The sequence below is a fragment of the Kingella kingae genome, assembly GCF_900475905.1.
Classification (GTDB): domain Bacteria; phylum Pseudomonadota; class Gammaproteobacteria; order Burkholderiales; family Neisseriaceae; genus Kingella; species Kingella kingae.
Genome location: NZ_LS483426.1, coordinates 279,097 through 301,074 on the forward strand (window position 1 = coordinate 279,097; position 21,978 = coordinate 301,074).

Consider the following 21,978-nt stretch of genomic DNA (forward strand, 5'->3'; position numbering starts at 1 on the left):
CTTGTCCTAATCTAAATTTAATCCACTATGTTTATTTACTCAAAATGCAGGCTGCTTTTGCTTATGTTTACGTGCTCATCACGCTGGCAATCGCGTTGGCAACGTAATCCACATTGCGCTGATTCAATCCAGCCACGCACAAACGCCCCGATTGCAGCAAATACACGGCAAATTCGTCTTGCAGGCGTTGTACTTGTTCGGCGGTTAAGCCTGTGTAGCTAAACATACCGCGCTGGGTAATGTAGTGCGAAAAATCGTGTTGTGGCAAGCGTTGGCACAAGGCATCATGCAGTTGTTGGCGCATGGCTTTGATGCGGTCGCGCATTTCATAGACTTCGTTTTGCCATTGTTGGCGCAGGCTGCTTTGCGTCAAAACACGCGCGGCAATGTCGGCACCGTGTACAGGTGGGCTGGAATAAATGCGGCGCACACCAAATTTAAGTTGTCCTAAAACCAGTTGCGCTTGTTCGCTGCTGGGACAAATCGCTGCCAAAATGCCAACGCGCTCGCCATACAGCGACATATTTTTGGAATACGAGCTGCTCACAAAAAAGCTAATGCCCATGTCGGCGGCGCGGCGAATGGCATAGGCATCGCGGTCAAAATCGTCGCCAAAACCTTGATAGGCAATGTCCATTAGCGCGATGAGTTGGCGTTGTTGCACAATCATTAGGATTTCGTCCCATTGTTCGGGCTGCAAATCGATGCCTGTTGGGTTGTGGCAGCAAGGGTGCAGCAACACGACATCGCCTGCATTGAGCGTTTGAAAAAAGGCTTTCATTTCGGCAAAACGCACGCTAATGGTTTGAGGGTCGTAATACGGATAAGTGCCGACTTCTACGCCTGCGCCTTCAAAAATGCCGCGATGGTTGTCCCACGTTGGGTCGCTCACATAGGCTTTGGCTTGCGGATACCAGCGATGAATAAAATCGGCAGCGAGTTTGAGTGCACCCGAACCGCCCAGCGTTTGCACGGCAATGGCACGATTTTGTTGCAAAACGGTGTGTGTGTCGCCCAAAATCACTTGCAAGGCGGCAGCGCGAAAAGCGGCGTGTCCTTCCATAGGCAAATACGATTGCGCTTGAATGCTTTGTTGCTCTTGTGCGCTGCGAACGGCTTGCGGCAAGGGCAAGCAGCCTGCATCGTCAAAATAAATGCCAATGCTTAAATTGACTTTGTGGTCGCGCGAGTCTTGTTTGAAGGTTTCTACAAGGCTCAAAATCGGGTCGCCTGCGTAGGCTTGGACGTGTTGGAACATGGGGGGGGCTTTCTATAATAGGTTTAAATAATTAAATCGGCAGACCAAACAATAAAATAGCCATATTGTCCTTTTTTAACGCTTGCGCCTGTTTGCTTACCTTTTTCGGTTAGGAAATAATTTTTACCATTCAATTCTTGTAATCCTGCTTCGCATAACCGCTTATTGCATTCGGCGGTATCAATACCCCATTTTTCTGCTAATTTTGCGGTGGTTAAATGGTTGAATTTTTGGCTTTCAGCTTCTTGGGGGCTGTTTTCGTTTTTATTGACGACATCAAGTGAAATTTTTACTTCTTCACTAATGCGAATAATGCGCGTGGCTTCATCATAAGCATCACGATAGACATCGGCATCGGTTTGGCTATTCAATAAAATGCCCATTTCATTATTATTAACTTGACTAAATTCATATAGATTCAAGCTGGTAATAATGCAATCGGATTCTGAAATATAGCATTTAGCGTGTAAATTTTGACAGTAACTGGTGCGGACATAATTTAAAGTTTTAAGCCAACTGGCTTCGGCTGGTTGTAATTCGCTTTTGCCATACACAATGCGAATATCAATTTTCATACGATTTTTATCTTCCAGCAGCTCTTTAATTCGGTCATTCAATTTGAGATAGGGGCTGATAAGATACAAGCGTTCTTTTGACTGTTTAATCAACTCTTCCAAATAATAAGTCGTTGCACTGGTATTAAGAAATTTTGCCATAATCATATCCTTTTGATTGAAATAGGTTAATAAAAATAACTACTGTATGCAGGCTGCTTTTTGATTTTGTATAACAAGAAAAGCAGCCTGCACTTTTATAGTGAATTAAAATTGCAATGATACAGCGTTGATAACGTCCTTATGTGCCACGCGCACACGGCTGACGTTATCGCCTTGTCTCATTTTTATTTTAATTCACTATATTTTTTTGTGCGATTGAAACAACCTACACCGCTTCGGTGCGCTCAATCAACCATGCTTTGGCTGCGCCATCAACGTGCGGCAAAATCTGTTCGCGCACTTTGGCGTGATATTGGTTGAGCCATGCGCGTTCGTGCTCGGCAAGCATCGCCACTTCTACCAAGCGCGTGTCAATCGGGCAAAGCGTTACCGTTTCAAAATACAAATAATTGCCAAACGCGCTTTCTTGCGGCTGCTCTACGCGGCGATTCACCACCAAATTTTCAATGCGAATGCCCCATTGTTGTGGGCGATACAAACCAGGTTCGTTGGACGTGAGCATGCCTTCGCGCATGGCGTGTTGCGTTGCGGGTTTGGCTTGGTAGGCAATGCGTTGCGGACCTTCGTGTACATTCAAGAAATAGCCCACGCCGTGTCCTGTGCCGTGTCCGTAATCGCATTGCGCTTGCCACATCGGTTTGCGGCAAATCACGTCCAACATCGGCGACAAAATGCCGTCTGGGAACACGGTGTCTGCCAACGCAATGTGCGCTTTCAACACCAAAGTAAAATCGCGTTTTTGCGCCGCAGTCGGTTCGCCAACGGGGACAACGCGCGTGATGTCGGTTGTGCCTGTTTGATATTGTCCGCCCGAATCAATCAACAATAAACCTTGTCCGCCAATGTGCAGGCTGCCTTCGTCTGGGGCGCGATAATGCGGCATTGCGCCATTGGCATTGAAGCCTGCAATCGTGTCAAAACTGGGCGAAATAAACTGTTCGCGCTGGCTGCGATGATGATAAAGCATGGTGTCAATATCGCGCTCGGTAAACACATCGCCTTGTGCCAATTTTTGTTCAAACTCGGCAAAAAAGCCGCACAGCGCAATGCCGTCTTGCAACATAGCGGCGCGAATATGGGTGATTTCGGCTGCCGATTTGCAACTTTTGAACAAGGTGCTGGGCAAAATGTCTTCCAACAAAACGACATCGGGCGACAAATGCGACAGCAGCGATAAAGCGGTTTTGGCTGGTTCAACCAGCAGGCTGCCCGATAGCTTGCCAATGGCTTGACTGGCGTGTTCGTATGGGGCGATTTGAATTTGCGCGGCGTTCAAAGCAGCCTGCACTTGGGGCGTGATTTTGTTTTTGTCCACAAACAGCGTGGTTTGGTTGGATTCAATCAACAAATGCGCCAAGAAAACGGGGTTAAATTCCACATCGCTGCCACGCAAATTGGTCAGCCACGCGATGTCGTCCAACGAAGAAATGAGATGCGAATCGGCGTGTTTTTCGCGCATAACTTGGCGCACGCGAGCTAATTTGTCGCTGGCAGATTCGGGCGTGAACGCTGGGTCGTGTACAAAAATCGGTGCGCTAGGCAGGGCTGGGCGGCTGTGCCAAATGCTTGCCACGCAGTCAAAATCGTGGTGCAGCGTGATGTTTTTGCTACTCAAAGCAGCCTGCATATTTCGTTGCTCTGCCAAAGAAAACATATCGCCAGCCACACCAATTTTGCCGTTTTCTCGGATATGGTCTGCCAGCCATTGCGTTACGTCGCCATCAACGCCCAATTTGCCCAAGCTGATGCCACTGTTGGCAAGTTGCACGGCGGCTTGTTCCCAGTAGCGGCTGTCTGCCCACAAGATGGCGGTATCGTGCGTTACCAGCAACGTGCCTGCCGAGCCTGTAAAGCCCGATAGCCACACGCGGCTTTGCCAATGTTCGGGCAAGTATTCGGATAAATGCGGGTCGGCGGTGGTGGCAATCCATGCGTCTAGTTGGTGTTCGCGCATGACTTGGCGCAAGGCGGAGAGTTTTTCTGGGACGGTTTGCATGATGGTCTTTCTGTATGAATTAAAGCAATACAAAGATTGAAAAACCCACATTCTAGCATTCCAAACCCACTTGGCAAACATGATAAAATCGCGCCATTTTGAATCACACAAGGCACACCCATGGCACATTACGCAATCGGCGATTTACAAGGCTGCTATACCGAACTTTCCGCGCTGCTAGACACGCTGCAATTCAATCACGGCACCGACACGCTGTGGCTGGTGGGCGATGTTGTGAACCGCGGGCCGCAATCGCTAGAATGCTTGCAATTTTGTTGGCAACACGAAAGCAGCGTCCAAATGGTGCTGGGCAACCACGATTTACACCTGCTGGCGTTGTTATACGAACAAGGCAAACTCAAAAAAGGCGACACGCTAGACGCGATTTTGCAGCACAAACACCCCAAAAAAATCCGCGATTGGTTGCGCCAACAGCCGCTCATGCGCCACAACGACACCCACGTTTTGGTACACGCAGGCTTGTTGCCCGAATGGTCGGTGGCACAAGCGCAAGATTTGGCTGATGAAGTGGCACACGAAATTTCACATCAACACGCCAAACGCTTTTTTGAGCAGATGTATGGCAACCAGCCCGAATTTTGGTCGCCCAAATTACACGGACAAGACCGCTTGCGCTACATCACCAACGTGATGACACGAATGCGAACGCTGAATGCAGACGGCAGCCTAAATCACGCCTACAAAGCAACTTATGCCAGCATTGCGCCCGAGCAACACGCATGGTTTGACGCGCCCAATCGCCAGCACACCAGCCACACGATTGTGTTTGGGCATTGGTCGGCATTGGGGCTATGGCATCAAAATCGCGTGTTGGGGTTGGATACGGGCGCGTTGTGGGGCGGACAGCTCACCGCGGCAAATTTGGCAACTGGCGAGATTATTCAGCAAGAGAGTTTTCAGGATAAGCGGTTTTGAATCGGCAAAATACATAAAAAGCAGCCTGCACTTTTTATCAACAAAAAAGTGCAGGCTGCTTTTGCTATTCTATTTTTGATTGGTCTCAGTAAATCGATTGAGTGTAATTTAATCTGCTGATTGGATTAACCAATACTTAAACCGCAAGCGGATAATACCAATACCGCAGCAGCTACAATCATTTTGGTCATTATTTTCATAATCGCTTCCTTATATCAAATTATTTAGTGGGTTGAAGAACTTGTTCGCCTTGAGCATTAGGTGCTTGCATGGCTGGTTGTTGAGCAGGTTGGCTGTTTACTACAACTGGCGCAGGTGCAACAACTACTGGGCGTTTATTTGTACCTAATTTCAAATAGCAGCCAGACAGCGAGCCTGCTATCGTGGTACAAATGACCATTTTTGTAATCCATGTAAATTTATTGTTTTTAAACATCATTAAATCCTTTAAAATCGGTTAAAATTTTAGCTTATTGCTATTTTTGTGATTAGCAACAGCAATCCTTTAAATATAAAACGATTTTTTGCGATTAACCAGCAACAAATTGTCCCATTAACTTACCCAAAAAGTACCGATAAAATATGCAACTAACCGATAAATTGAGAACGCTGCGTGAACTGAATGAATTTTCACAAGAAGAAATGGCAGCAAAATTAGGCATGTCTACCAATGGTTATGCCAAAATCGAGCGAGGTGTGCGCCGTTTGGATATTCCAAAATTGGAGCAGATTGCAGAAGTATTGGCATGGATTTATTGGCGTTAATTAATTTTGATGCAGAACGTGCAGTTAATTTGATTTCTGAAAATAAACAAAGCATTATTTACCAAATTAATAAAGATAGCCCGCAGCATACTTATTTTGGTACAAATGAACTGGAACATGAAATTGAAAAGCTAAACCTGACGATTTCGCATAAAGATGACTTGCTTGAACAAAAAGAACGTGAAATTCAGTTGCTGCAAGATTTAGTTAATGCATTGCAAAATAAATAATCTTTTATAGATTACACGTAATCAATAGTTAAAAAAGCAGCCTGCACTTTGAATTAACCCAAAGTGCAGGCTGCTTTGTTATTCACACCACCACATTCTGCGGTTTACTCGCCACAAACGCATGAATATTGTCTTCCAAAATGCGCGTCATATTGTCCAACGCTTCTTCGCTTGCCCACGCCATGTGCGGTGTAACAATCAAATTCGGCAATTTTGCCAACAGCGGATTGCCGTCTTTGGGCGGTTCGGTTGTCAGCACATCAAAGCCTGCGCCACCCAGTTGTCCGTATTTGAGTGCCGCCAACGCCGCTTGCTCGTCCACCAAACCGCCACGTCCTACGTTGATTAAAATCGCCTGCGGTTTCATCGTTTGCAATTCCGCTTCGCCAATCATGTGGCGCGTCTGCTCGCTCAACGGACAATGCAGCGAAATCACGTCTGCCATTTGTACGGCTTGATTGAATTCGGTGTAGCCATCGCGTACCGTTGTTGCGTTTTTGTGTTCGCCCCAAACCACATTCATGCCCAACACGGTGGCGATTTCGCCCAAGCGTTTGCCAATGTTGCCTCGTCCAAAAATCGTTAGCGTTTTGCCGTTTAGATTGCGAATCGGTGCGCCATAGTGGCAGAAAAACGGTGCTTTTTCCCACACACCAGCCGACACATCGCGCATATAGGCTGGCAGGTTTCGCATCAGCGCGAACATAAACATCAACGCGTGTTCGGCAACGCTGTCATTGCCATAAGCGCGGACGTTACAAATGGTTACGCCATGACGTTTGGCGGCTTCTAAATCTACATTATTGTAGCCCGTCGCCGCCAGCGTAACCATTTTAATGCGCGGATTGGCAGCTAATAATTCTTCGGTAATCAAGACTTTATTGGTGATGACGATGTCGGCATCGCGCGTGCGCTCCAATGCTTCTTCGGCGGTGGATAGCGAATATTCGGTGTATTGACAATCAAAGTTGAATTGGAACGGACGAGATTGCAGCGTGTCGCGGTCTAAAAAAACGATGTTCATGATGTAGTCCTTTGTAGTGGCGTAGAAAGTTAAAGATTGTAAACAAAGTGCAGGCTGCTTTGCAATGCCTTTTGTGTTACCCTTGCATTTTTCAACCGCTATTGGAGCAAAACATGAGCTTGATTATTGAAGACGTGCAAGAAGGCACAGGCAAAATCGCCGAAAAAGGCAAAGACATCACGGTGCATTACACAGGCTATTTGACGGACGGCACAAAGTTTGACAGCAGCCTAGACCGCCGCCAACCTTTGACGATTACGTTGGGCGTGGGTCAAGTGATTCGCGGCTGGGACGAGGGTTTTGGTGGCATGAAAGAAGGCGGCAAACGCAAATTGACGATTCCGCCTGAAATGGGCTACGGCTCACGCGCGGTAGGCGGTGTGATTCCTGCGAATTCGACGTTGATTTTTGAAGTGGAATTGTTGCGTGTGCATGATTGATATTTGATAGGTGAATTAAAATGCAGGCTGCTTTTGAAGTTATCCAAAAGCAGCCTGCACTTTTTATACCCAACCAATCAACCCATCACAAACGCATCGGCATCGCCACATATTTAAAATTAGGCTGTTCTGGCAAAGTAAACAAAGTCGATTGCGTGGCGGTGCCAAACGCGATTTGCACATCTTCATCACTCAATGCGCGGAGCATATCCAGCAAGAAGCTAATGTTGAAGCTCGTTTCCAAGCTCTCGCCTTGATACGCCAATTCCAATTCTTCTACCGCTTCTTCTTGCTCGTTATTGGTACACGACACGCGCAGGCTGCCTGCCGACAGTTGCAAACGCACGCCGCGGAATTTTTCGTTTGCCAAAATAGACGAACGCTCCAACGCGCCCAACAACGCCAAGCGGTTTAGTACCACAATGCGGTTATTGTCCATTGGAATCACGCGGTTGTAGTCGGGGAATTTGCCGTCAATGACTTTGCTGACCACAACCGTGTCGTTGCAACGCAGGCGCACTTGCTTGTCCAGCAATTCAATCACCGCATTTTCTTTGGGTTGATTGAGCAGCTTGTTCCATTCCAGTACCGTTTTGCGCGGCAAAATCACGTCTTGTTTGGGCAAATCGGTGTCGATGGTGGTGGACGCAAACGCCAAACGGTGTCCATCAGTGGCAACCAAACGCAGTTGATTGCCTTCCACTTGCAACAATAAGCCATTCAAATAAAAACGAATATCTTGCACCGCCATGCTGTATTGCACTTGGGAAATCATGTGTTTGAGCGTTTCTTGTGGCAAGGCAAACGCAGCGGTCGTGGTGTCGCCCACGTTCATGGTAGGGAAGTCTTCCGCAGGCAAGGTTTGCAAATTAAAACGCGATTTGCCCGATTTGAGCGTTAGGCGATGGTCTGCCCAATCCAGTTGCACGTTGGCACTATCGGGCAAGGCTTTTAAGATGTCTTGCAGTTTTTTGGCATTGGTGGTCAAGCGGAAATCGCCGTGTTCGCTTTCTGCGCCTTGTGTGTGGATTTGAATTTCCAAATCGGTTGCCAACACGCGAATCTTGCCTGCGTGGCTTTCCAGCAACACATTCGCCAAAATCGGCAGCGTGTGTTTGCGCTCCACAATGCCTGTTACGGCTTGAATCGGTTTGAGCAAATTGTCGCGTTGGGTTTCTAGGATAAGCATGATAGTTGTCCTTGTCGTATTAATTTTGTATCAAAATCAAGAGTTTTTCATAATCTTGACCCAATTCCATTTCTTCCACACGCAGCGTGGCAATGGTTCGGACGGCGTGCATCACAGTGGTGTGGTCGCGTCCGCCAAACGCATCACCAATCGCAGGCAAGCTCAAAGTGGTCAATTCTTTTGCCAGAGCCATTGCCATTTGGCGCGGTCGGGCAATGTTGCGGGTGCGCTTTTTGCCTAATAAATCGCTGATTTTAATGCGATAGTAATCGGCAACCGTTTTCATAATCAAATCAACCGTAATCGGTTTGTAGTTGCTGGCGACAATATCGCGCAGGGTGTCGGTTGCCAAATCAATGTCGATGACGTTGCGCTTTTCAAAACGGCAACGTGCAATCACACGGTTGAGTGCGCCTTCCAAATCACGCACGCTGGCTTTGACGTTTTGTGCGATAAACAAAGCGGCGTTTTCTTCCAACGAAATATTCATCGCTTGAGCTTTGCGCTCCAAAATGTTAATCCGCATTTCCAATTCGGGCGGTTCTAGGCGAATGGTCATGCCCCACGAAAAGCGCGACACGAGCCGTTTGTCCATGTTTTCCAAGCTGCTGGGCAACTGGTCACAAGTCAAAATAATTTGTTGGTCGCGGTTGTGGAAGTGTTCAAACAAAAAGAAAAACTCTTCCATGGTGCGGTCTTTGCCTGCAATGAACTGAATATCGTCAATAATCAACAAATTATAGTGAAGATATTGCTGCTTGAATGTATCCCACGTTTTGTTGCGAACCGTTGCCATAAAGGTTTTGATGTATTCATCGGAATGCATATAACGCACTCGCGCTTTGGGGTTGAGCCGTATTAGCTGGTTGCCAATCGCCTGCACCAAGTGGGTTTTACCCAAGCCAGTCGCGCCATACACAAAAAATGGGTTATACATACTGTCGCCAGGTTTTTCGGCAATGCTTTTGGCAACTTGGGCTGCAAGCTGATTGCCTTTACCTTCCACCAACGTATCAAACGTGTAATCGGGCGACAAATTGGTTTGCACCAACCGCTGTTCGGTTTCTTCGCGCTGGCGTTCTTGTTCAATCGCTGGTGTGGCTTTGGGTTTATCCAAAGCAGCCTGCACTTCGGTTTCGGGGCGCAAATTGTTCATGCGCTCCAACAAAATGTCTTGTGCCGATTGTTTTTTGTTTTTTTCAGGGGACTTCGTTTTGCTGGCAGCAATCGATTCGTGCAGGCTGCTTTCGGTTTCGCTGGGCGCAAATTCAGGCAAATCCGCCACATCAGCCGAATGAACGGAATCCGCTACATCAGGCAAAGACGCAGGCGCATCGTTTGCCATTTCGTAGCGCGTACCTATGCCGACTTTGTACAACAATTCGGGTGCATTGGGCGCAAGTTCCGCACGGATTGCGTCCAATTTTGCCGCATATTGAGAGCGCAACAAATTGACTTTAAACTGATTTTGAGCGTACACAATCCACACGCCATTTTCTTCGCCCACAGTAATAGGCGCGATGGCAAGATTGAATTGCTGTTCGCTTAATTCGTTGTGCAGGCGGCGTAAAGTCTGCGCCCAAAAATCGGCTAAAATCATAACAATCTCGTAAACAAGGGTCATCAAGTGCAGGCTGCTTTTTCCAATCGCGCCACCAAATTTTGCAAAATTATAACGAATTTTACTTACTTTGTGGATAACTTTTTCCGCGCTGTGATTGTGGATAACTTGCCACACAGCATCAAAAAATAAGCTATTTATGTTACAATCCACGACTTTAAATCCACCCAATACAAGGAAACGCCATGAGCCAAACATATAGCCAAAAATACGAAATGCCTTATCTAAACGGCTTTATCGCCCTTGCCATTTTGCTTGCCGTGGGCGCAGGCTTAATCGGCATTTTTCTGTCGGGCGGATTTTTAGCGATTGTGATTGCCGTGCCGTATGCTTATTTGTTTGGACGCTTTCGCGTGGTGCAGCCCAACACCGCCTTGGTTGGCACGCTGTTTGGCAAATACGCAGGCATCTTGCCACATTCGGGCTTTTATTGGTTGATTCCGTTTTATCGAACCGAAACCGTATCGCTCAAAACAGGCAACTATGTAACCGACACGCTCAAAGTAAACGATTCATCAGGCACGCCGATTGAAATTGCCGCCGCGATTGTGTACCACATCGAAAACCCAGCCGCCGCCGTGTTGGACGTAGAAAACGCCTACCACTTTTTGAACGTGCAAAGCGAAGGCGCACTTCGCGCATTGGCAACGCATCACCCCTACGCCAGCGATGGCAGCCGCGAAAGTTTGACAGGGCATTCGCAAACCATTTTGGCGCAATTCCAAGAAATGTTGCAGGAACGAGTAGAAGTGGCAGGCATTGCTATTGACGAAGTTCGGTTTACGCATTTGACCTACGCACCCGAAATCGCCCAAGCCATGTTGCGCCGCCAACAAGCCGAAGCCGTGATTTTAGCGCGGCAGACTTTGGTTCGTGGCGCGATTTCCATGGTGAGCGGTACAGTAAGTGAACTGGAAAAACGCGGCATTGTGAACATGACCAATAGCGAAAAAGCCAAATTGGTTACGGCAATGATGACGGTGTTGTTGAGCGAAGAAAACGCATCGCCCGTGTTGAATGTGAGTGGCGATTGATGTAAATGATGTAAATAAAGTGCAGGCTGCTTTTTGCGTGTTTCCGCGTTAAAAAACAGCCTGCACTAATTTATTTTGATTGACAAAGCCTTATAAAACAGGTTTAATTGCGCATTTAATTTTTTCCGAATTTTGAATAGGACAACATCATGAAACGTACTTACCAACCATCAGTAACCAAACGCAAACGCACTCACGGCTTCTTGGTTCGCTCTAAAACGCGCGGTGGTCGCGCAGTTTTGGCTGCACGCCGCGCCAAAGGTCGCAAACGCTTGGCTGTGTAATTCTTGGATAATCGCTTTGGTAAAGCGTATCGTCTGCTCAAAACGGCAGAATTTTCTGCCGTTTTTGCTTTGCGTAAACAGCGTTCGCGCTCTTTAATTCAAGTGTTGCAAAGCGCAGACAATCGTTTGGGTTATGCGCGATTGGGATTGGTGGTCGGCAAAAAAGCCGCCAAACGTGCCAATCGCCGCAATTATATGAAACGAGTGATACGCGAGTGGTTTCGGCTACACAAATCCACGTTGCCGCCGCAAGATTTTGTGGTGCGTGTGCGCGTGGCATTTGACCGCGAAACGGCTGCCCAAGCGCGACAGCAGTTGGCAGAATTGATGCTGCCTCGCCGCTAAATAATATTGTGCAGGCTGCCTAAAATTGTTTACGGCTGCCTGCACTTTTGTTTTTTTGGAGTATCGTTATGACACGTTTACTGCTGGCGTTGGTGCGATTTTATCAACTTGCCATTAGCCCACTGATTCCGCCGCGTTGTCGTTTTGTGCCAACGTGTTCGCAATATGCAGTGGAAGCGATACGCAAACACGGCGCGTGCAAAGGCGCGTGTTTAACCGCCAAACGTGTCTGCCGTTGCCACCCTTGGGGCGGCTCTGGCTATGACCCTGTTCCGTAACCAAACATAGGAAATCGCAAAATGGATTTCAAACGAATGTTCATCGCGTTTGCGTTGTCTTTTTTGATTTTGATGGGCTGGGAGCAAATGTTCCCGCGTCCACAAGTTCAAACAACAGGCGCAAATGCCACCGCCACCAGCCAAGTGCAGGCTGCTTCGGCTTTGAGCGAAACTGTGCCGATTACGGTGCAAACCGACACCGTGCAAGCGATTATTGACGAAAAATCGGGCGATTTGCGCGGTTTAACGCTCAATCAATACAACGCCGCCGCAGACGAAAATCAAAAATTTGTTTTGTTTGCCGATGGAAAATACTTGGCGCAATCGCATTTGCTCGATGCCAACGGCAAGAATTTGTTGGACGGTGTGTCGTTTAGTAGCCCACAAAAATCGTACACACTCAATGGCGACAAATTGGAAGTGCGCCTAACCGCGCAGGCGGCAAGCGGTGTGCAAGTGGACAAAGTATACACATTCCACAAAAACAGCTATTTAATCAACGTGCGCTTTGATGTGAAAAACACAGGCTCATCGGCGGTTAAAGTGGGCACTTCGTATCAAGTGGTGCGCGACAACAGCAAACCCGAAGGCGAAGGCTGGTTCATGCAAAGCTACCATGGGCCAGTAGTTTATACGCCCGATGCAGACGAGTTCCAAAAAGTAACCTTTTCCGATTTGGACGATGATTTTGCCAGCGGCAAAGACACCGCCGAATACCAACGTAAAGCCACAGGCGGCTATGTTGGCATGATTCAGCATTACTTTGTGTCTGCATGGATTATGCAGCCTGCACAAGGCGACAATGTTTGCGCCCAAGCAGCCTGCACGGTGGATATCAAAAAACGCAGCGAACAGCTTTATCAAGCAGGCGTGAATGTTGCCGCTGCCGATGTTGCCGCAGGTGCAACCCAATCATTTGGCGCGAATTTGTATGCCGGCCCGCAAGTAACCAGCGTGTTGAAAACCGTTGCGCCCGAATTTGATTTGACCAAAGACTACGGTCGCGTTCACATTTTTGCTGCACCGTTGTTTGCCTTGTTGAACTGGTTGCACGGCTTGATTGGCAACTGGGGCTGGGCGATTGTGTTCTTGACGATGATTGTCAAAGCCGTGTTGTATCCGCTCAACGACAAAGCCTATAAATCGATGGCGAAAATGCGCGCCGTAGCACCCAAAATGGAAGCCCTGAAAAAGCAATACGGCGAAGACCGCATGGGCTTGCAACAAGCGATGATGAAATTGTATCGAGATGAAAAAATCAACCCATTGGGTGGCTGCTTGCCGATGCTGTTGCAAATGCCGATTTTCATTGGTTTGTATTGGATGATTTTCTTATCGGTGGAATTGCGTCAAGCACCATGGCTGGGCTGGATTACCGACCTATCGCGCCCCGACCCTTGGTTTATTTTGCCGATTTTGATGGCGGCGACCATGTGGTTCCAAACCACATTAAACCCACCACCAAGCGACCCAATGCAAGCGCAAATGATAAAAATCATGCCATTGATATTCTCAATCATGTTCTTCTTCTTCCCAGCAGGCTTGGTGTTATATTACGTTATCAACAACTTGCTGACAATTGCCCAACAATGGCACATCAATCGCCAAACCGAAATGGTAGCGACTGCACCGCAAGTGTTGGATAAAGAGCCAAACGGTAAGAAAAACAAAAAATATAGTGAAATGAAATAAAAATAGGACAAGGCGACAACGCCCACCATGTGCAAATAGCACATAAGGGCGTTGGCAACACCGTCCTATTGCAATTTCATTTCACTATAAACCAGGTAATAAATAGAAAGTGCAGACTGCTTTTTGATATTCTCAAAAGCAGCCTGCACTTTTTTGTTTAGTGAAAAGAAATGGGATTATTGAACTTGGCTACCAATCACGCCGCCCAATGCCGCACCGCCCAAAGTTGAGCCTGTGTCGCCACCGAGCAAGTTGCCTGCCACTGCGCCTGCTGCTGCGCCAATCGCGGCATTACGTTGTTGTGTGGTCATGCCACCGTTGTTGGCACACGCTGCCAAGCTAGCGGCTACGGTCAAAATCATAGCAGTTTTTGTGATGATGTTTTTCATGGTGAAACTCCATTTAGTTGGTGGGAAAACGCAAGCAGTATGCCACAACGATTTGTGAAATTGCGTCAAGATTATTGCAAAAGCAGCCTGCACTTTTTGTTGATTTAAAGTGCAGGCTGCTTTTTATACTGTAATCGCGCAATCTTATCCGCGCACAAACGGATTGTATTGTTTTTCATGACCAATGGTGGTGGTGCGAGCGTGTCCTGCAATGACCAGCGTGTCATCGGGTAGCACATACAATTTTTGCGCGATGTTATTGAGCAGAGCTTGATGATTACCTCGCGGAAAATCGGTGCGCCCAATGCTTTCGTAAAACAGCACATCGCCAGCAATCAACAGTTTGGCTTGCTCGCAATAAAACACGACATGACCTGGGGTGTGTCCGTCTATGTGCAGCACTTGGAAGGTGTATGCGCCCACGTTTACGCTGTCGTCTTCGTTTAGCCAGCGCGTGGGCGTAAACGCAGGGCAAACAGGAAAGCCATACGAAGCGGTGGTGTCAGGCAGGCTTTGCAGCAAAAATTCATCGTCTGCGTGTGGCCCGAGCACAGGTACGTTGTGCGTTTGCAGCAAAAACGGTACGCCACCTGCGTGGTCTAGATGTCCGTGTGTGAGCCAAATTTCGCGCAAAGTTAAATCGCGCTGTTGCAAGGCGTGGATTAAGTAATCGGTGTCGCCGCCCACATCGGTTAGCGCGGCATCGCCTGTTTGGTCGTCCCACAGCAGGGTGCAGTTTTGGCGAAAGGGGGTTACGGGGAAGATTTGGTATTGGAGTGCCATAATGTAATTCTATAAATATAGTGCAGGCTGCTTTTTTATGCCAAAACATACGCGAGCAGCCTGCACTTTTTATGGTTGATTTAAATTAGCTTTCAACTGGAATAATGCCAATTTTTGCTTGCCATTGTTTTGGCGCAATCGCGTGAATCGATTGACCTTGACTGTCCACCGCAACGGTAACAGGCATATCTTTCACGGTAAATTCGTAAATCGCTTCCATACCCAATTCAGGAAACGCCAACACTTTCGCTTCTTTAATCGCTTTTGCCACCAAATAAGCCGAACCGCCCACCGCCATCAAATAAACTGCTTTGTTATCCGCAATCGCTTCACACGCTGCCACGCCGCGTTCTGATTTGCCAATCATGCCAAGCAAGCCAGTTTGTTCCAACATTTGGCGCGTGAATTTGTCCATGCGCGTGGCGGTAGTCGGGCCAGCAGGGCCAACCACTTCATCACGAACTGGGTCCACAGGGCCAACGTAGTAAATCATTTTATTGGTGAAATCAACAGGCAATTTTTCGCCATTGTTCAACATATCCACCATGCGTTTGTGCGCTGCGTCGCGACCCGTCAAAATTTTGCCGTTCAACAACAACACGTCGCCCATTTTCCATTGCGCTACATCTTCTTTGGTCAATGTGTCCAAATCTACGCGAATGCCGTTATCGGGGCTGTAAGTAATGTCGGGCCAATCTTCCAAACTTGGGGCTTCCAACACCGCCGCGCCCGAACCGTCCAATTCAAATTCAACGTGGCGAGTGGCGGCGCAGTTTGGAATCATCGCAATCGGTTTAGACGCGGCGTGGGTTGGATAATCCAAAATTTTCACATCCAACACAGTCGTCAAACCGCCCAAACCTTGTGCGCCAATGCCAAGCGCATTCACTTTCTCAAAAATTTCCAAACGCAATTTTTCAACGGTATTCAATTCTGCGCCCGAAGCGGCTTTTTCTTGCAATTCGTGAATGTCAATGTGGCTCATCAATGATTCTTTCGCCATTAACGCCGCTTTTTCAGGTGTGCCGCCAATACCGATACCCAAAATACCTGGCGGACACCAACCCGCGCCCATTGTTGGTACAGTTTTGATAATCCAGTCCACAATGCTGTCTGACGGATTCAACATCGCCATTTTGGTTTTGTTTTCAGAGCCACCGCCTTTTGCCGCGCAAGTAACTTCAATTTTGTCGCCTGCAACCACTTCCATATGCACAACGGCTGGCGTGTTATCTTTGGTGTTGGTGCGCTTGCCTGCTGGGTCTGCCAACACAGAAGCGCGTAACACGTTATCGGGGTGCGTGTAAGCACGGCGCACGCCTTCATTAACCATGTCTTGCACCGACATTTGCGCGTCCCATTGCACGTTCATGCCGATTTTCAAAAATACGGTGGCAATGCCTGTATCTTGGCAAATAGGGCGATGTCCTTCGGCGCACATACGACTATTGACCAAAATTTGCGTCATCGCGTCTTTGGCGGCTGGATTTTCTTCTTTTTCCAACGCATTGGCTAACGCTTGAATATAATCTTTTGGGTGGTAGTAGCTGATGAATTGAAACGCATCGGCAATACTTTGAATAAAATCTTCTTGTTTGATGATGGTCATGATTTTGTGTCCTGTGTTGTTGGTTGTAGTTTTGGGTTTGGAAGTGGCATTATGGCAGCGTTTACATCATCTTGCAAAACGAAAGTGCAGGCTGCTTTTGGGGCGATAAATGATTTAAAAAAGCAGCCTGCACATTCGGTTGATTGAATGTGCAGGCTGCTTTGTTGGGGTCTAGACCCCGACCTACCATTACGGTTATCACAACTGCTGCAACAACCACGCCACATAGCGTTCTACGCCCTGCTCCACCGTATAAAAATCGCTGCTGTATCCTGCTTCGCGCAATTTGCTGATGTCGGCTTGCGTGAAACTTTGGTATTTGCCTTTGAGTGCGTCAGGAAAATCCACATAACGAATCAAGCCTTGCGCCACCAGTTCGCTCAATGACAATTTGGGCAAACCGTCTGCCGCGCGACAGGCATTAACCGTTGCCGCCGCCAAATCGTTAAACGGCTGACTGCGCCCCGTTCCCAAATTGAAAATGCCCGATTGGTCTGGGTTATCCAAGAAATACAAATTCACTTTAACCACGTCTTCCACGCTCACAAAATCGCGGCTGTGTTCGCCATTGCCGTAATCTTCGTATGCGCCAAAAAGGTTCACAAAACCATTTTCGCGATATTGATTGAAGTGATGATACGCCACCGATGCCATGCGTCCTTTGTGTTGCTCGCGCATGCCATACACGTTGAAATAGCGAAAGCCGACCACTTGCGCGGTCAAGCCCTGCTGCATTCGTTGGCGTAACACTTGGTCAAACAAAAATTTAGAGTAGCCATACACATTGAGCGGTTTTTCCAATTCGCGCTGTTCGCGGAAAATATCCACCTTGCCATACACCGCCGCGCTGGACGCATATAAAAACGGAATGCGCTCGTCTTGACACCAATCCAGTAAATCCAGCGTGTATTGGTAGTTGTTTTCCAGCATATATTTACCGTCGTAGTTCATCGTGTCGCTGCACGCGCCTTCGTGGAACACGGCTTGAATGTCGCTATACGGAAATTGATGTTCGCGAATTTGGCGGATAAATTCGTGTTTATCCAAATAATGCGCGATGTCGCAATCGGCAAAATTACGAAATTTGTCGCCGTTCGTCAGGTTGTCCACCGCAACGATGTCGGTCATGCCGCGTTCGTTGAGTGCTTTGACGATGTTGCTGCCAATGAAGCCAGCCGCGCCTGTTACGATGATGGTCATGTTGTTTTCCTTTTTCTATTACTCTAAATTACCGCGTTTGCTCAAAACCAGTCTTCAACAAATCCACAATCTGACTACTGGGCAGCGTGTTGTCCAAACGCACGCTCAACCAATGTTTTTTGTTCATGTGATACGCTGGCGCAAAGCCGTGTTGTCCGCTCAACTGCGTTATCCATTCGGGCAGCAATTTCACATTGACCACCGCTAAGTTATCCACATCGTCCAGCCCGATTTGCGTGCCTGCAATCTGCATCACAATCGCAAACCACTTGCGGTTGCTGCTGTGGCGATACACGGCGTAAGTGGGTATTTTGTCCACAAAAATTCGGGCAATGCACCATATTGTTGGGCGATGTGTTGTTCCAGCCATTCGCGTTGAGATTGCACGATTAGCCTTTCAACGCAGTTTGCAATTCGTCAAACGAACACACCGCCGTACCCAATTTTGCCACCACCACACCAGCGGCGGCGTTGGCAACGTGCATGGCATCGGGCAGGGCATAGCCAGCCGCTAGGCACAAGCCCATTGCCGCAATCACGGTATCGCCTGCGCCCGACACGTCATACACTTCTTGGGCGCGAGTGGGTTGGTGGTCGGTTTGATTGGCGCGATACAAGCTCATGCCCTCTTCGCTGCGTGTAACCAATAGCGCGTCCAACCCAAGCTGTTCGCGCAAGGTTTGGGCTTTGGCAGTCAATTCTGCTTCACTAGCCCAGCCGCCGCCAGCCGCTTCTTTGAGTTCGGCGCGGTTGGGCGTGAGCAAGGTCGCGCCACGATATTTTTGATAATCGCTACCCTTGGGGTCAATCAATACGGGTTTGCCCAAAGCGCGTGCGGTGGCAATCATTTGGGCGACTTCGTTTAACACGCCTTTGCCATAGTCCGACAAAATCACGGCATCGTATTGCGCGACTAAATCGGCATAATGTTGCGCCACCAAGTGCAGGCTGCTTTGGTCGGGTTGCTCTTCAAAATCCAAGCGAATAAGCTGTTGATTACGCGCCAACACGCGCAATTTGAGCGTCGTGGGGGCGTGGGCGCTGCGGTGCAAATGGTTGGCAATGCCGTCTTGTTGCAGCAAGTTTGCCAGCGTGTCTGCCGCTTCGTCATCACCCACTACCGACAGCAGCGCGACTTGTCCGCCCAACGCGGCAATATTACGCGCCACATTTGCCGCACCGCCTGCGCGATGGTCGGTTTTGTTGATTTTGGCAACAGGCACGGGGGCTTCGGGCGAAATGCGGTTCACATCGCCAAACCAATAGCGGTCGAGCATGACATCGCCCACGACTAGCACTCGCGCTTGTTGGAAATCGGAAAGTTTGGGGGAAAGTGTGTTCATTTTGTTTTCATCGCAATAATAAAGTGCGGGCTGCTTTTTAATAAAGCTGCACCGACACGCGAATATTTTGGCGAATTTCCTGCGCTCCTGGGCTGGTTTGCGCTACTTCTGCCGATTTAAACGATGCCGAACGCGCCGAAGTTGCCATCATCATCTGTGGTGCAACAAAATCGCCCTCCTCGCTGCTAAACGATTGATTGAATTCAATCCGCACGATTTTGTAGCCCGAAAAACCCAACGTTTTGCTCATGTGCAAGGCGCGTTGCTGAAAGGTTTTCAATGCTTGGTCGCTAGCTTGATTGACCGCGGCGGTGCGTTTATCGGGCGATACGGAAAACGACAAGCCATCCAATGCCGCTTCGTTTTGGCTATCGGCAACCAGTTTGTTCAATGCGTCAAAGTCTTGGCTGCTGATGCGGATTTGCGCCACGTCTGTCCAGACGCGAATGATGTTGCGTTCGTCATATTCGGGATAGGTGCTGCGGTTGCCCGATTCTACGTCAAACACTTTGCCGCCCAATTTGGCGCGATTGAGCACCGCATTGACACGGCGCGTTACCGTGTTGCTCACGTCTTGGCGCGATTTGCCACTTTCGCGGATTTCTAGCACCACGTTCATGGTGTCGTTTGGCACGCGCACACTGGCACTTTCGTTGAAATTGACTAGATTGTAGTGTAGCGACTCTTCCGCTTGGGCTGATGTGCTGGCAAGTGCCAAAAGCAAGACAGAAATAATGGTTTTCATAGCATTTCCTTTATCAAAAAAAAACCAAAGCAGTCTGCACTTTTTGTCCAAATTATGACTTGGTTATAAAAAGTGCAGGCTGCTTTTCAATTATGCGCGATGTTGCGCGATGATTTTCAACATTTGCGCCAAAACTTTGGGGTTGGCAGCCACAATATTGCCCGTTTCCAGCCAAGTTTGTTCGCCGTCAAAGTCGGTTACGATGCCGCCTGCTTCTTGCACAATCAACGCACCTGCGGCAATGTCCCACGGTTTTAATTTGTATTCAAAAAAGCCGTCAAAACGCCCCGCTGCCAGCGAACACAAATCCAACGCCGCAGCACCTTCGCGCCGTGCGCCTGCGGTTTTTTGGATAAACGCTTTCAAAATCGCCAAATATTCGTCCAACATAGATTGGTCCACCACAGGAAAGCCTGTGCCAATCACGCATTGGTTCAGTTCAATGCGGTTGGACACGCGAATGCGGCGGTCGTTCAACAACGCGCCTTGTCCGCGTGATGCGGTGTACAAATCGTTGCGTTCGGGTGCGTACACCAAGGCTTCTTTGAGTACGCCTTTTTCCAGCAATGCCATGCTAATCGCATATTGTGGGTGTCCGTGCAAATAATTGGTTGTACCGTCCAAAGGGTCAATAATCCATTCAAATTCAGCGCGTTCGCTGCCCGACACGCCCGTTTCTTCCGACAAAATGCGGTGGTGTGGATACGCTTCTTGAATGGCGTTGATTAAAATGCTTTCGGATTGTCTGTCCACATCGGAGACAAAATCGTTTGATGCTTTGCTGTCAATTTTGATAGACGATAAATTGCTGCTGGCGCGGAGCATGAAGTCGCCAGCCTTACGTGCGGCTTTGAATGCGACATTAAGCGCGGGGGATAATTGTTGTGCCATGATGATTCCAATAGGGCAAAAGTTAAAAATCTATTTTAAAGAACAAAAAGTGCAGGCTGCCTGCACAAAAATCGTGTTGAATTATACGTTTTTTTTGCCTTTACGGCTATGTTTGATAAGCGTAGCATGACGGCTTTTTTAGAGCGATAACGGCAATGAACAGGCAAACCAGCGAAACACAAAAAGGCATCATTGGCGCATTGGCGTGCTACCTTTTGTGGGGCGCATTCCCCTTGTTTTGGTATCCCATCAACCAATCCGATATGCCCTCCATGCAAGTTTTGGCGCAGCGCGTGGCGTGGTCGGCGGTGTTTGCGGTAGCGTGTATGCTTGTCTTTAAGCAAACGCAAACCGTGTGGCAAGCCGTGCGCCAACCCAAAATTTTGCTGACTTTTTGCGCCAGTTCTTTGTTAATTGGTTCTAACTGGCTGATTTATTTGTGGGCGATTTTGAACAATCATGTGGTTGATGCTAGCTTGGGTTATTTTCTCAACCCATTGGTGAACGTGTTGATTGGCTTTTTAGTGCTGCACGAAAAGCTCAACAAAATGCAGGCTGCTTCGCTTATTTTGGCGGCATCGGGCATTGTGTGGCTTGCCATTCCAGCAGGGCAAATTCCGTGGGTAGCATTGTCGTTGGCGGCTAGTTTTTCGTTGTACGCGCTTATTCGCAAACTCGCGCCCATGCCTGCGCTGGCTGGTTTGACACTGGAAACGCTGTTGCTGTTGCCGTTTGCTTTGGCGTATTTGGGGTATTGCGCGTGGCAAAATCAGCTTTATTTTGGGCAACTCAATTCGCTGCAAACCAGCATTATTGTGCTATCGGGCGTAGCAACGACGATTCCGCTGCTGTTGTTTGCATCAAGTGCGAAACGGATTTCGTTGTCGCTGCTGGGTATGCTGCAATATGTGTCGCCCACCTTGCAATTTGCGCTGGGCTTGATGCTGTTTGGCGAAACGCTCAATGCGTCGCGCTTGGCTGGCTATGGCTTGGTTTGGTGCGGCGTGGCGGTATTTTTGTGGGGAACTTGGCTGGCTGGGCGCAAAGCGTCATCGTAATTATAGTGAATTAAATTTGGGGCTGTATTTAGATTAGCAGTTATGTTACCCTTTAAAAATGAAGATAACACACTGTAAACTATCTAAAAAAGTACAAAAGAAATTACGGGTTAAAGGACAAAATGGTTGGT

27 protein-coding genes are annotated in these 21,978 nt (G+C 48.3%); 10 read left to right on the forward strand and 17 right to left on the reverse strand.

Annotated features, from left to right (window positions below; translation table 11 throughout):
• Positions 1–67: 67 nt before the first annotated feature.
• The 3 genes from DQN52_RS01470 to DQN52_RS01480 form a co-directional block, all read right to left on the reverse strand.
• Positions 68–1,258, reverse strand: coding sequence for an amino acid aminotransferase (locus tag DQN52_RS01470; protein WP_003788417.1), 1,191 nt, complete (start codon positions 1,256–1,258; stop codon positions 68–70).
• A 23-nt stretch (positions 1,259–1,281) separates the two neighbouring features.
• Complete coding sequence (locus DQN52_RS01475; protein ID WP_019390218.1) at positions 1,282–1,974, reverse strand: phospholipase D family protein; 693 nt, start codon at positions 1,972–1,974, stop codon at positions 1,282–1,284.
• 226 nt (positions 1,975–2,200) lie between these two features.
• Positions 2,201–3,991, reverse strand: coding sequence for an aminopeptidase P family protein (locus DQN52_RS01480; RefSeq protein WP_032827832.1), 1,791 nt, complete (start codon positions 3,989–3,991; stop codon positions 2,201–2,203).
• 120 nt (positions 3,992–4,111) lie between these two features.
• On the opposite strand from DQN52_RS01480, the gene DQN52_RS01485 reads away from it, so the two are divergent.
• Positions 4,112–4,927, forward strand: a complete 816-nt coding sequence (locus tag DQN52_RS01485; protein ID WP_003788423.1) for a symmetrical bis(5'-nucleosyl)-tetraphosphatase — start codon at positions 4,112–4,114, stop codon at positions 4,925–4,927.
• Between the two features lie 220 nt (positions 4,928–5,147).
• On the opposite strand, the gene DQN52_RS01490 is transcribed toward DQN52_RS01485, so the two are convergent.
• On the reverse strand, positions 5,148–5,327 hold the full coding sequence (locus tag DQN52_RS01490) for a hypothetical protein (RefSeq protein WP_223877623.1): 180 nt from the start codon (positions 5,325–5,327) through the stop codon (positions 5,148–5,150).
• Between the two features lie 182 nt (positions 5,328–5,509).
• Here DQN52_RS01490 and DQN52_RS01495 point away from each other — a divergent pair, with 182 nt between their 5' ends.
• Positions 5,510–5,692: a helix-turn-helix domain-containing protein gene (locus tag DQN52_RS01495; RefSeq protein WP_003788428.1), complete on the forward strand. Its 183-nt coding sequence runs from the start codon at positions 5,510–5,512 to the stop codon at positions 5,690–5,692.
• Entirely contained in the window at positions 5,674–5,922 is a 249-nt protein-coding gene (locus DQN52_RS01500) for a hypothetical protein (RefSeq protein WP_003788430.1), read from the forward strand. The genes DQN52_RS01495 and DQN52_RS01500 overlap by 19 nt, the downstream gene beginning before the upstream one ends.
• A gap of 82 nt (positions 5,923–6,004) precedes the next feature.
• Here DQN52_RS01500 and DQN52_RS01505 read toward each other — a convergent pair whose 3' ends face one another.
• The gene (locus DQN52_RS01505; RefSeq protein WP_003788431.1) at positions 6,005–6,946 is read right to left on the reverse strand and encodes a D-2-hydroxyacid dehydrogenase; all 942 of its coding nucleotides are present in this window, start codon (positions 6,944–6,946) and stop codon (positions 6,005–6,007) included.
• A 113-nt stretch (positions 6,947–7,059) separates the two neighbouring features.
• On the opposite strand from DQN52_RS01505, the gene DQN52_RS01510 reads away from it, so the two are divergent.
• Positions 7,060–7,386 (forward strand): FKBP-type peptidyl-prolyl cis-trans isomerase, encoded by a 327-nt coding sequence (locus DQN52_RS01510; protein WP_019390222.1) that lies wholly within the window; start codon positions 7,060–7,062, stop codon positions 7,384–7,386.
• Between the two features lie 85 nt (positions 7,387–7,471).
• Here DQN52_RS01510 and dnaN read toward each other — a convergent pair whose 3' ends face one another.
• Positions 7,472–8,575 (reverse strand): DNA polymerase III subunit beta, encoded by a 1,104-nt coding sequence (gene dnaN / locus DQN52_RS01515; RefSeq protein ID WP_003788434.1) that lies wholly within the window; start codon positions 8,573–8,575, stop codon positions 7,472–7,474.
• A 19-nt stretch (positions 8,576–8,594) separates the two neighbouring features.
• A complete protein-coding gene (gene dnaA / locus DQN52_RS01520; protein ID WP_032827861.1) occupies positions 8,595–10,175 on the reverse strand; it encodes a chromosomal replication initiator protein DnaA in 1,581 nt (526 codons plus the stop codon).
• Between the two features lie 206 nt (positions 10,176–10,381).
• On the opposite strand from dnaA, the gene DQN52_RS01525 reads away from it, so the two are divergent.
• The 5 genes from DQN52_RS01525 (at position 10,382) to yidC (ending at position 13,829) form a co-directional block, all read left to right on the forward strand.
• Positions 10,382–11,230 (forward strand): SPFH domain-containing protein, encoded by an 849-nt coding sequence (locus tag DQN52_RS01525; protein ID WP_003788439.1) that lies wholly within the window; start codon positions 10,382–10,384, stop codon positions 11,228–11,230.
• Between the two features lie 149 nt (positions 11,231–11,379).
• Positions 11,380–11,514, forward strand: a complete 135-nt coding sequence (rpmH, locus tag DQN52_RS01530) for a 50S ribosomal protein L34 (RefSeq protein WP_002214728.1) — start codon at positions 11,380–11,382, stop codon at positions 11,512–11,514.
• Between the two features lie 3 nt (positions 11,515–11,517).
• Positions 11,518–11,859 carry a ribonuclease P protein component gene (rnpA, locus tag DQN52_RS01535; RefSeq protein WP_003788442.1) on the forward strand — a complete coding sequence of 114 codons (342 nt, stop codon included), beginning with the start codon at positions 11,518–11,520 and terminating at the stop codon, positions 11,857–11,859.
• A gap of 68 nt (positions 11,860–11,927) precedes the next feature.
• Positions 11,928–12,137: a membrane protein insertion efficiency factor YidD gene (gene yidD, locus DQN52_RS01540; RefSeq protein ID WP_003788445.1), complete on the forward strand. Its 210-nt coding sequence runs from the start codon at positions 11,928–11,930 to the stop codon at positions 12,135–12,137.
• Between the two features lie 21 nt (positions 12,138–12,158).
• Positions 12,159–13,829: a membrane protein insertase YidC gene (gene yidC / locus DQN52_RS01545; RefSeq protein ID WP_003788446.1), complete on the forward strand. Its 1,671-nt coding sequence runs from the start codon at positions 12,159–12,161 to the stop codon at positions 13,827–13,829.
• Between the two features lie 176 nt (positions 13,830–14,005).
• Here the strand turns inward: yidC and DQN52_RS01555 are convergent, their stop codons facing one another.
• The 10 genes from DQN52_RS01555 to DQN52_RS01590 all read right to left on the reverse strand — a co-directional run bounded on the left by DQN52_RS01555 (position 14,006) and on the right by DQN52_RS01590 (position 20,789).
• Positions 14,006–14,218, reverse strand: a complete 213-nt coding sequence (locus DQN52_RS01555; protein WP_003791841.1) for a glycine zipper 2TM domain-containing protein — start codon at positions 14,216–14,218, stop codon at positions 14,006–14,008.
• A gap of 144 nt (positions 14,219–14,362) precedes the next feature.
• Complete coding sequence (locus DQN52_RS01560; protein WP_003788451.1) at positions 14,363–15,001, reverse strand: MBL fold metallo-hydrolase; 639 nt, start codon at positions 14,999–15,001, stop codon at positions 14,363–14,365.
• Between the two features lie 85 nt (positions 15,002–15,086).
• Positions 15,087–16,610 (reverse strand): fumarate hydratase, encoded by a 1,524-nt coding sequence (locus DQN52_RS01565; RefSeq protein WP_003788453.1) that lies wholly within the window; start codon positions 16,608–16,610, stop codon positions 15,087–15,089.
• 61 nt (positions 16,611–16,671) lie between these two features.
• Entirely contained in the window at positions 16,672–16,800 is a 129-nt protein-coding gene (locus DQN52_RS11440) for a hypothetical protein (protein WP_003788454.1), read from the reverse strand.
• Between the two features lie 8 nt (positions 16,801–16,808).
• Positions 16,809–17,810 carry an ADP-glyceromanno-heptose 6-epimerase gene (gene rfaD, locus DQN52_RS01570; protein WP_003788457.1) on the reverse strand — a complete coding sequence of 334 codons (1,002 nt, stop codon included), beginning with the start codon at positions 17,808–17,810 and terminating at the stop codon, positions 16,809–16,811.
• 28 nt (positions 17,811–17,838) lie between these two features.
• On the reverse strand, positions 17,839–18,120 hold the full coding sequence (locus DQN52_RS01575) for an MmcQ/YjbR family DNA-binding protein (RefSeq protein ID WP_230311280.1): 282 nt from the start codon (positions 18,118–18,120) through the stop codon (positions 17,839–17,841).
• Positions 18,063–18,197 carry a hypothetical protein gene (locus DQN52_RS11445; protein WP_257003591.1) on the reverse strand — a complete coding sequence of 45 codons (135 nt, stop codon included), beginning with the start codon at positions 18,195–18,197 and terminating at the stop codon, positions 18,063–18,065. Before DQN52_RS11445 ends, DQN52_RS01575 begins: the two co-directional genes overlap by 58 nt.
• A 2-nt stretch (positions 18,198–18,199) precedes the next feature.
• The gene (gene rfaE1, locus DQN52_RS01580) at positions 18,200–19,153 is read right to left on the reverse strand and encodes a D-glycero-beta-D-manno-heptose-7-phosphate kinase (RefSeq protein ID WP_003788461.1); all 954 of its coding nucleotides are present in this window, start codon (positions 19,151–19,153) and stop codon (positions 18,200–18,202) included.
• A gap of 37 nt (positions 19,154–19,190) precedes the next feature.
• A complete protein-coding gene (locus DQN52_RS01585) occupies positions 19,191–19,898 on the reverse strand; it encodes an SIMPL domain-containing protein (protein ID WP_032827833.1) in 708 nt (235 codons plus the stop codon).
• A gap of 90 nt (positions 19,899–19,988) precedes the next feature.
• Positions 19,989–20,789, reverse strand: a complete 801-nt coding sequence (locus DQN52_RS01590) for an inositol monophosphatase family protein (RefSeq protein WP_003788465.1) — start codon at positions 20,787–20,789, stop codon at positions 19,989–19,991.
• Positions 20,790–20,944: 155 nt separating this feature from the next.
• On the opposite strand from DQN52_RS01590, the gene rarD reads away from it, so the two are divergent.
• On the forward strand, positions 20,945–21,847 hold the full coding sequence (gene rarD, locus DQN52_RS01595) for an EamA family transporter RarD (protein ID WP_003788469.1): 903 nt from the start codon (positions 20,945–20,947) through the stop codon (positions 21,845–21,847).
• The last annotated feature ends 131 nt before the right edge of the window (positions 21,848–21,978 follow it).

Coding starts and splice junctions, on each gene's coding strand:
- rfaE1 (WP_003788461.1), bottom strand. CDS start 19,153: ATGAACACACTTTCCCCCAAACTTTCCGATTTCCAACAAGCGCGAGTG.
- DQN52_RS01585 (WP_032827833.1), bottom strand. CDS start 19,898: ATGAAAACCATTATTTCTGTCTTGCTTTTGGCACTTGCCAGCACATCA.
- DQN52_RS01525 (WP_003788439.1), top strand. CDS start 10,382: ATGAGCCAAACATATAGCCAAAAATACGAAATGCCTTATCTAAACGGC.
- DQN52_RS01505 (WP_003788431.1), bottom strand. CDS start 6,946: ATGAACATCGTTTTTTTAGACCGCGACACGCTGCAATCTCGTCCGTTC.
- DQN52_RS01500 (WP_003788430.1), top strand. CDS start 5,674: ATGGATTTATTGGCGTTAATTAATTTTGATGCAGAACGTGCAGTTAAT.
- DQN52_RS11440 (WP_003788454.1), bottom strand. CDS start 16,800: ATGGTAGGTCGGGGTCTAGACCCCAACAAAGCAGCCTGCACATTCAAT.
- yidD (WP_003788445.1), top strand. CDS start 11,928: ATGACACGTTTACTGCTGGCGTTGGTGCGATTTTATCAACTTGCCATT.
- dnaN (WP_003788434.1), bottom strand. CDS start 8,575: ATGCTTATCCTAGAAACCCAACGCGACAATTTGCTCAAACCGATTCAA.
- DQN52_RS01485 (WP_003788423.1), top strand. CDS start 4,112: ATGGCACATTACGCAATCGGCGATTTACAAGGCTGCTATACCGAACTT.
- rpmH (WP_002214728.1), top strand. CDS start 11,380: ATGAAACGTACTTACCAACCATCAGTAACCAAACGCAAACGCACTCAC.
- DQN52_RS01590 (WP_003788465.1), bottom strand. CDS start 20,789: ATGGCACAACAATTATCCCCCGCGCTTAATGTCGCATTCAAAGCCGCA.
- rarD (WP_003788469.1), top strand. CDS start 20,945: ATGAACAGGCAAACCAGCGAAACACAAAAAGGCATCATTGGCGCATTG.
- DQN52_RS01555 (WP_003791841.1), bottom strand. CDS start 14,218: ATGAAAAACATCATCACAAAAACTGCTATGATTTTGACCGTAGCCGCT.
- DQN52_RS01510 (WP_019390222.1), top strand. CDS start 7,060: ATGAGCTTGATTATTGAAGACGTGCAAGAAGGCACAGGCAAAATCGCC.
- yidC (WP_003788446.1), top strand. CDS start 12,159: ATGGATTTCAAACGAATGTTCATCGCGTTTGCGTTGTCTTTTTTGATT.
- DQN52_RS01560 (WP_003788451.1), bottom strand. CDS start 15,001: ATGGCACTCCAATACCAAATCTTCCCCGTAACCCCCTTTCGCCAAAAC.
- dnaA (WP_032827861.1), bottom strand. CDS start 10,175: ATGATTTTAGCCGATTTTTGGGCGCAGACTTTACGCCGCCTGCACAAC.
- DQN52_RS01495 (WP_003788428.1), top strand. CDS start 5,510: ATGCAACTAACCGATAAATTGAGAACGCTGCGTGAACTGAATGAATTT.
- DQN52_RS01565 (WP_003788453.1), bottom strand. CDS start 16,610: ATGACCATCATCAAACAAGAAGATTTTATTCAAAGTATTGCCGATGCG.
- DQN52_RS01480 (WP_032827832.1), bottom strand. CDS start 3,991: ATGCAAACCGTCCCAGAAAAACTCTCCGCCTTGCGCCAAGTCATGCGC.
- DQN52_RS01490 (WP_223877623.1), bottom strand. CDS start 5,327: ATGGTCATTTGTACCACGATAGCAGGCTCGCTGTCTGGCTGCTATTTG.
- DQN52_RS01470 (WP_003788417.1), bottom strand. CDS start 1,258: ATGTTCCAACACGTCCAAGCCTACGCAGGCGACCCGATTTTGAGCCTT.
- rfaD (WP_003788457.1), bottom strand. CDS start 17,810: ATGACCATCATCGTAACAGGCGCGGCTGGCTTCATTGGCAGCAACATC.
- DQN52_RS01475 (WP_019390218.1), bottom strand. CDS start 1,974: ATGGCAAAATTTCTTAATACCAGTGCAACGACTTATTATTTGGAAGAG.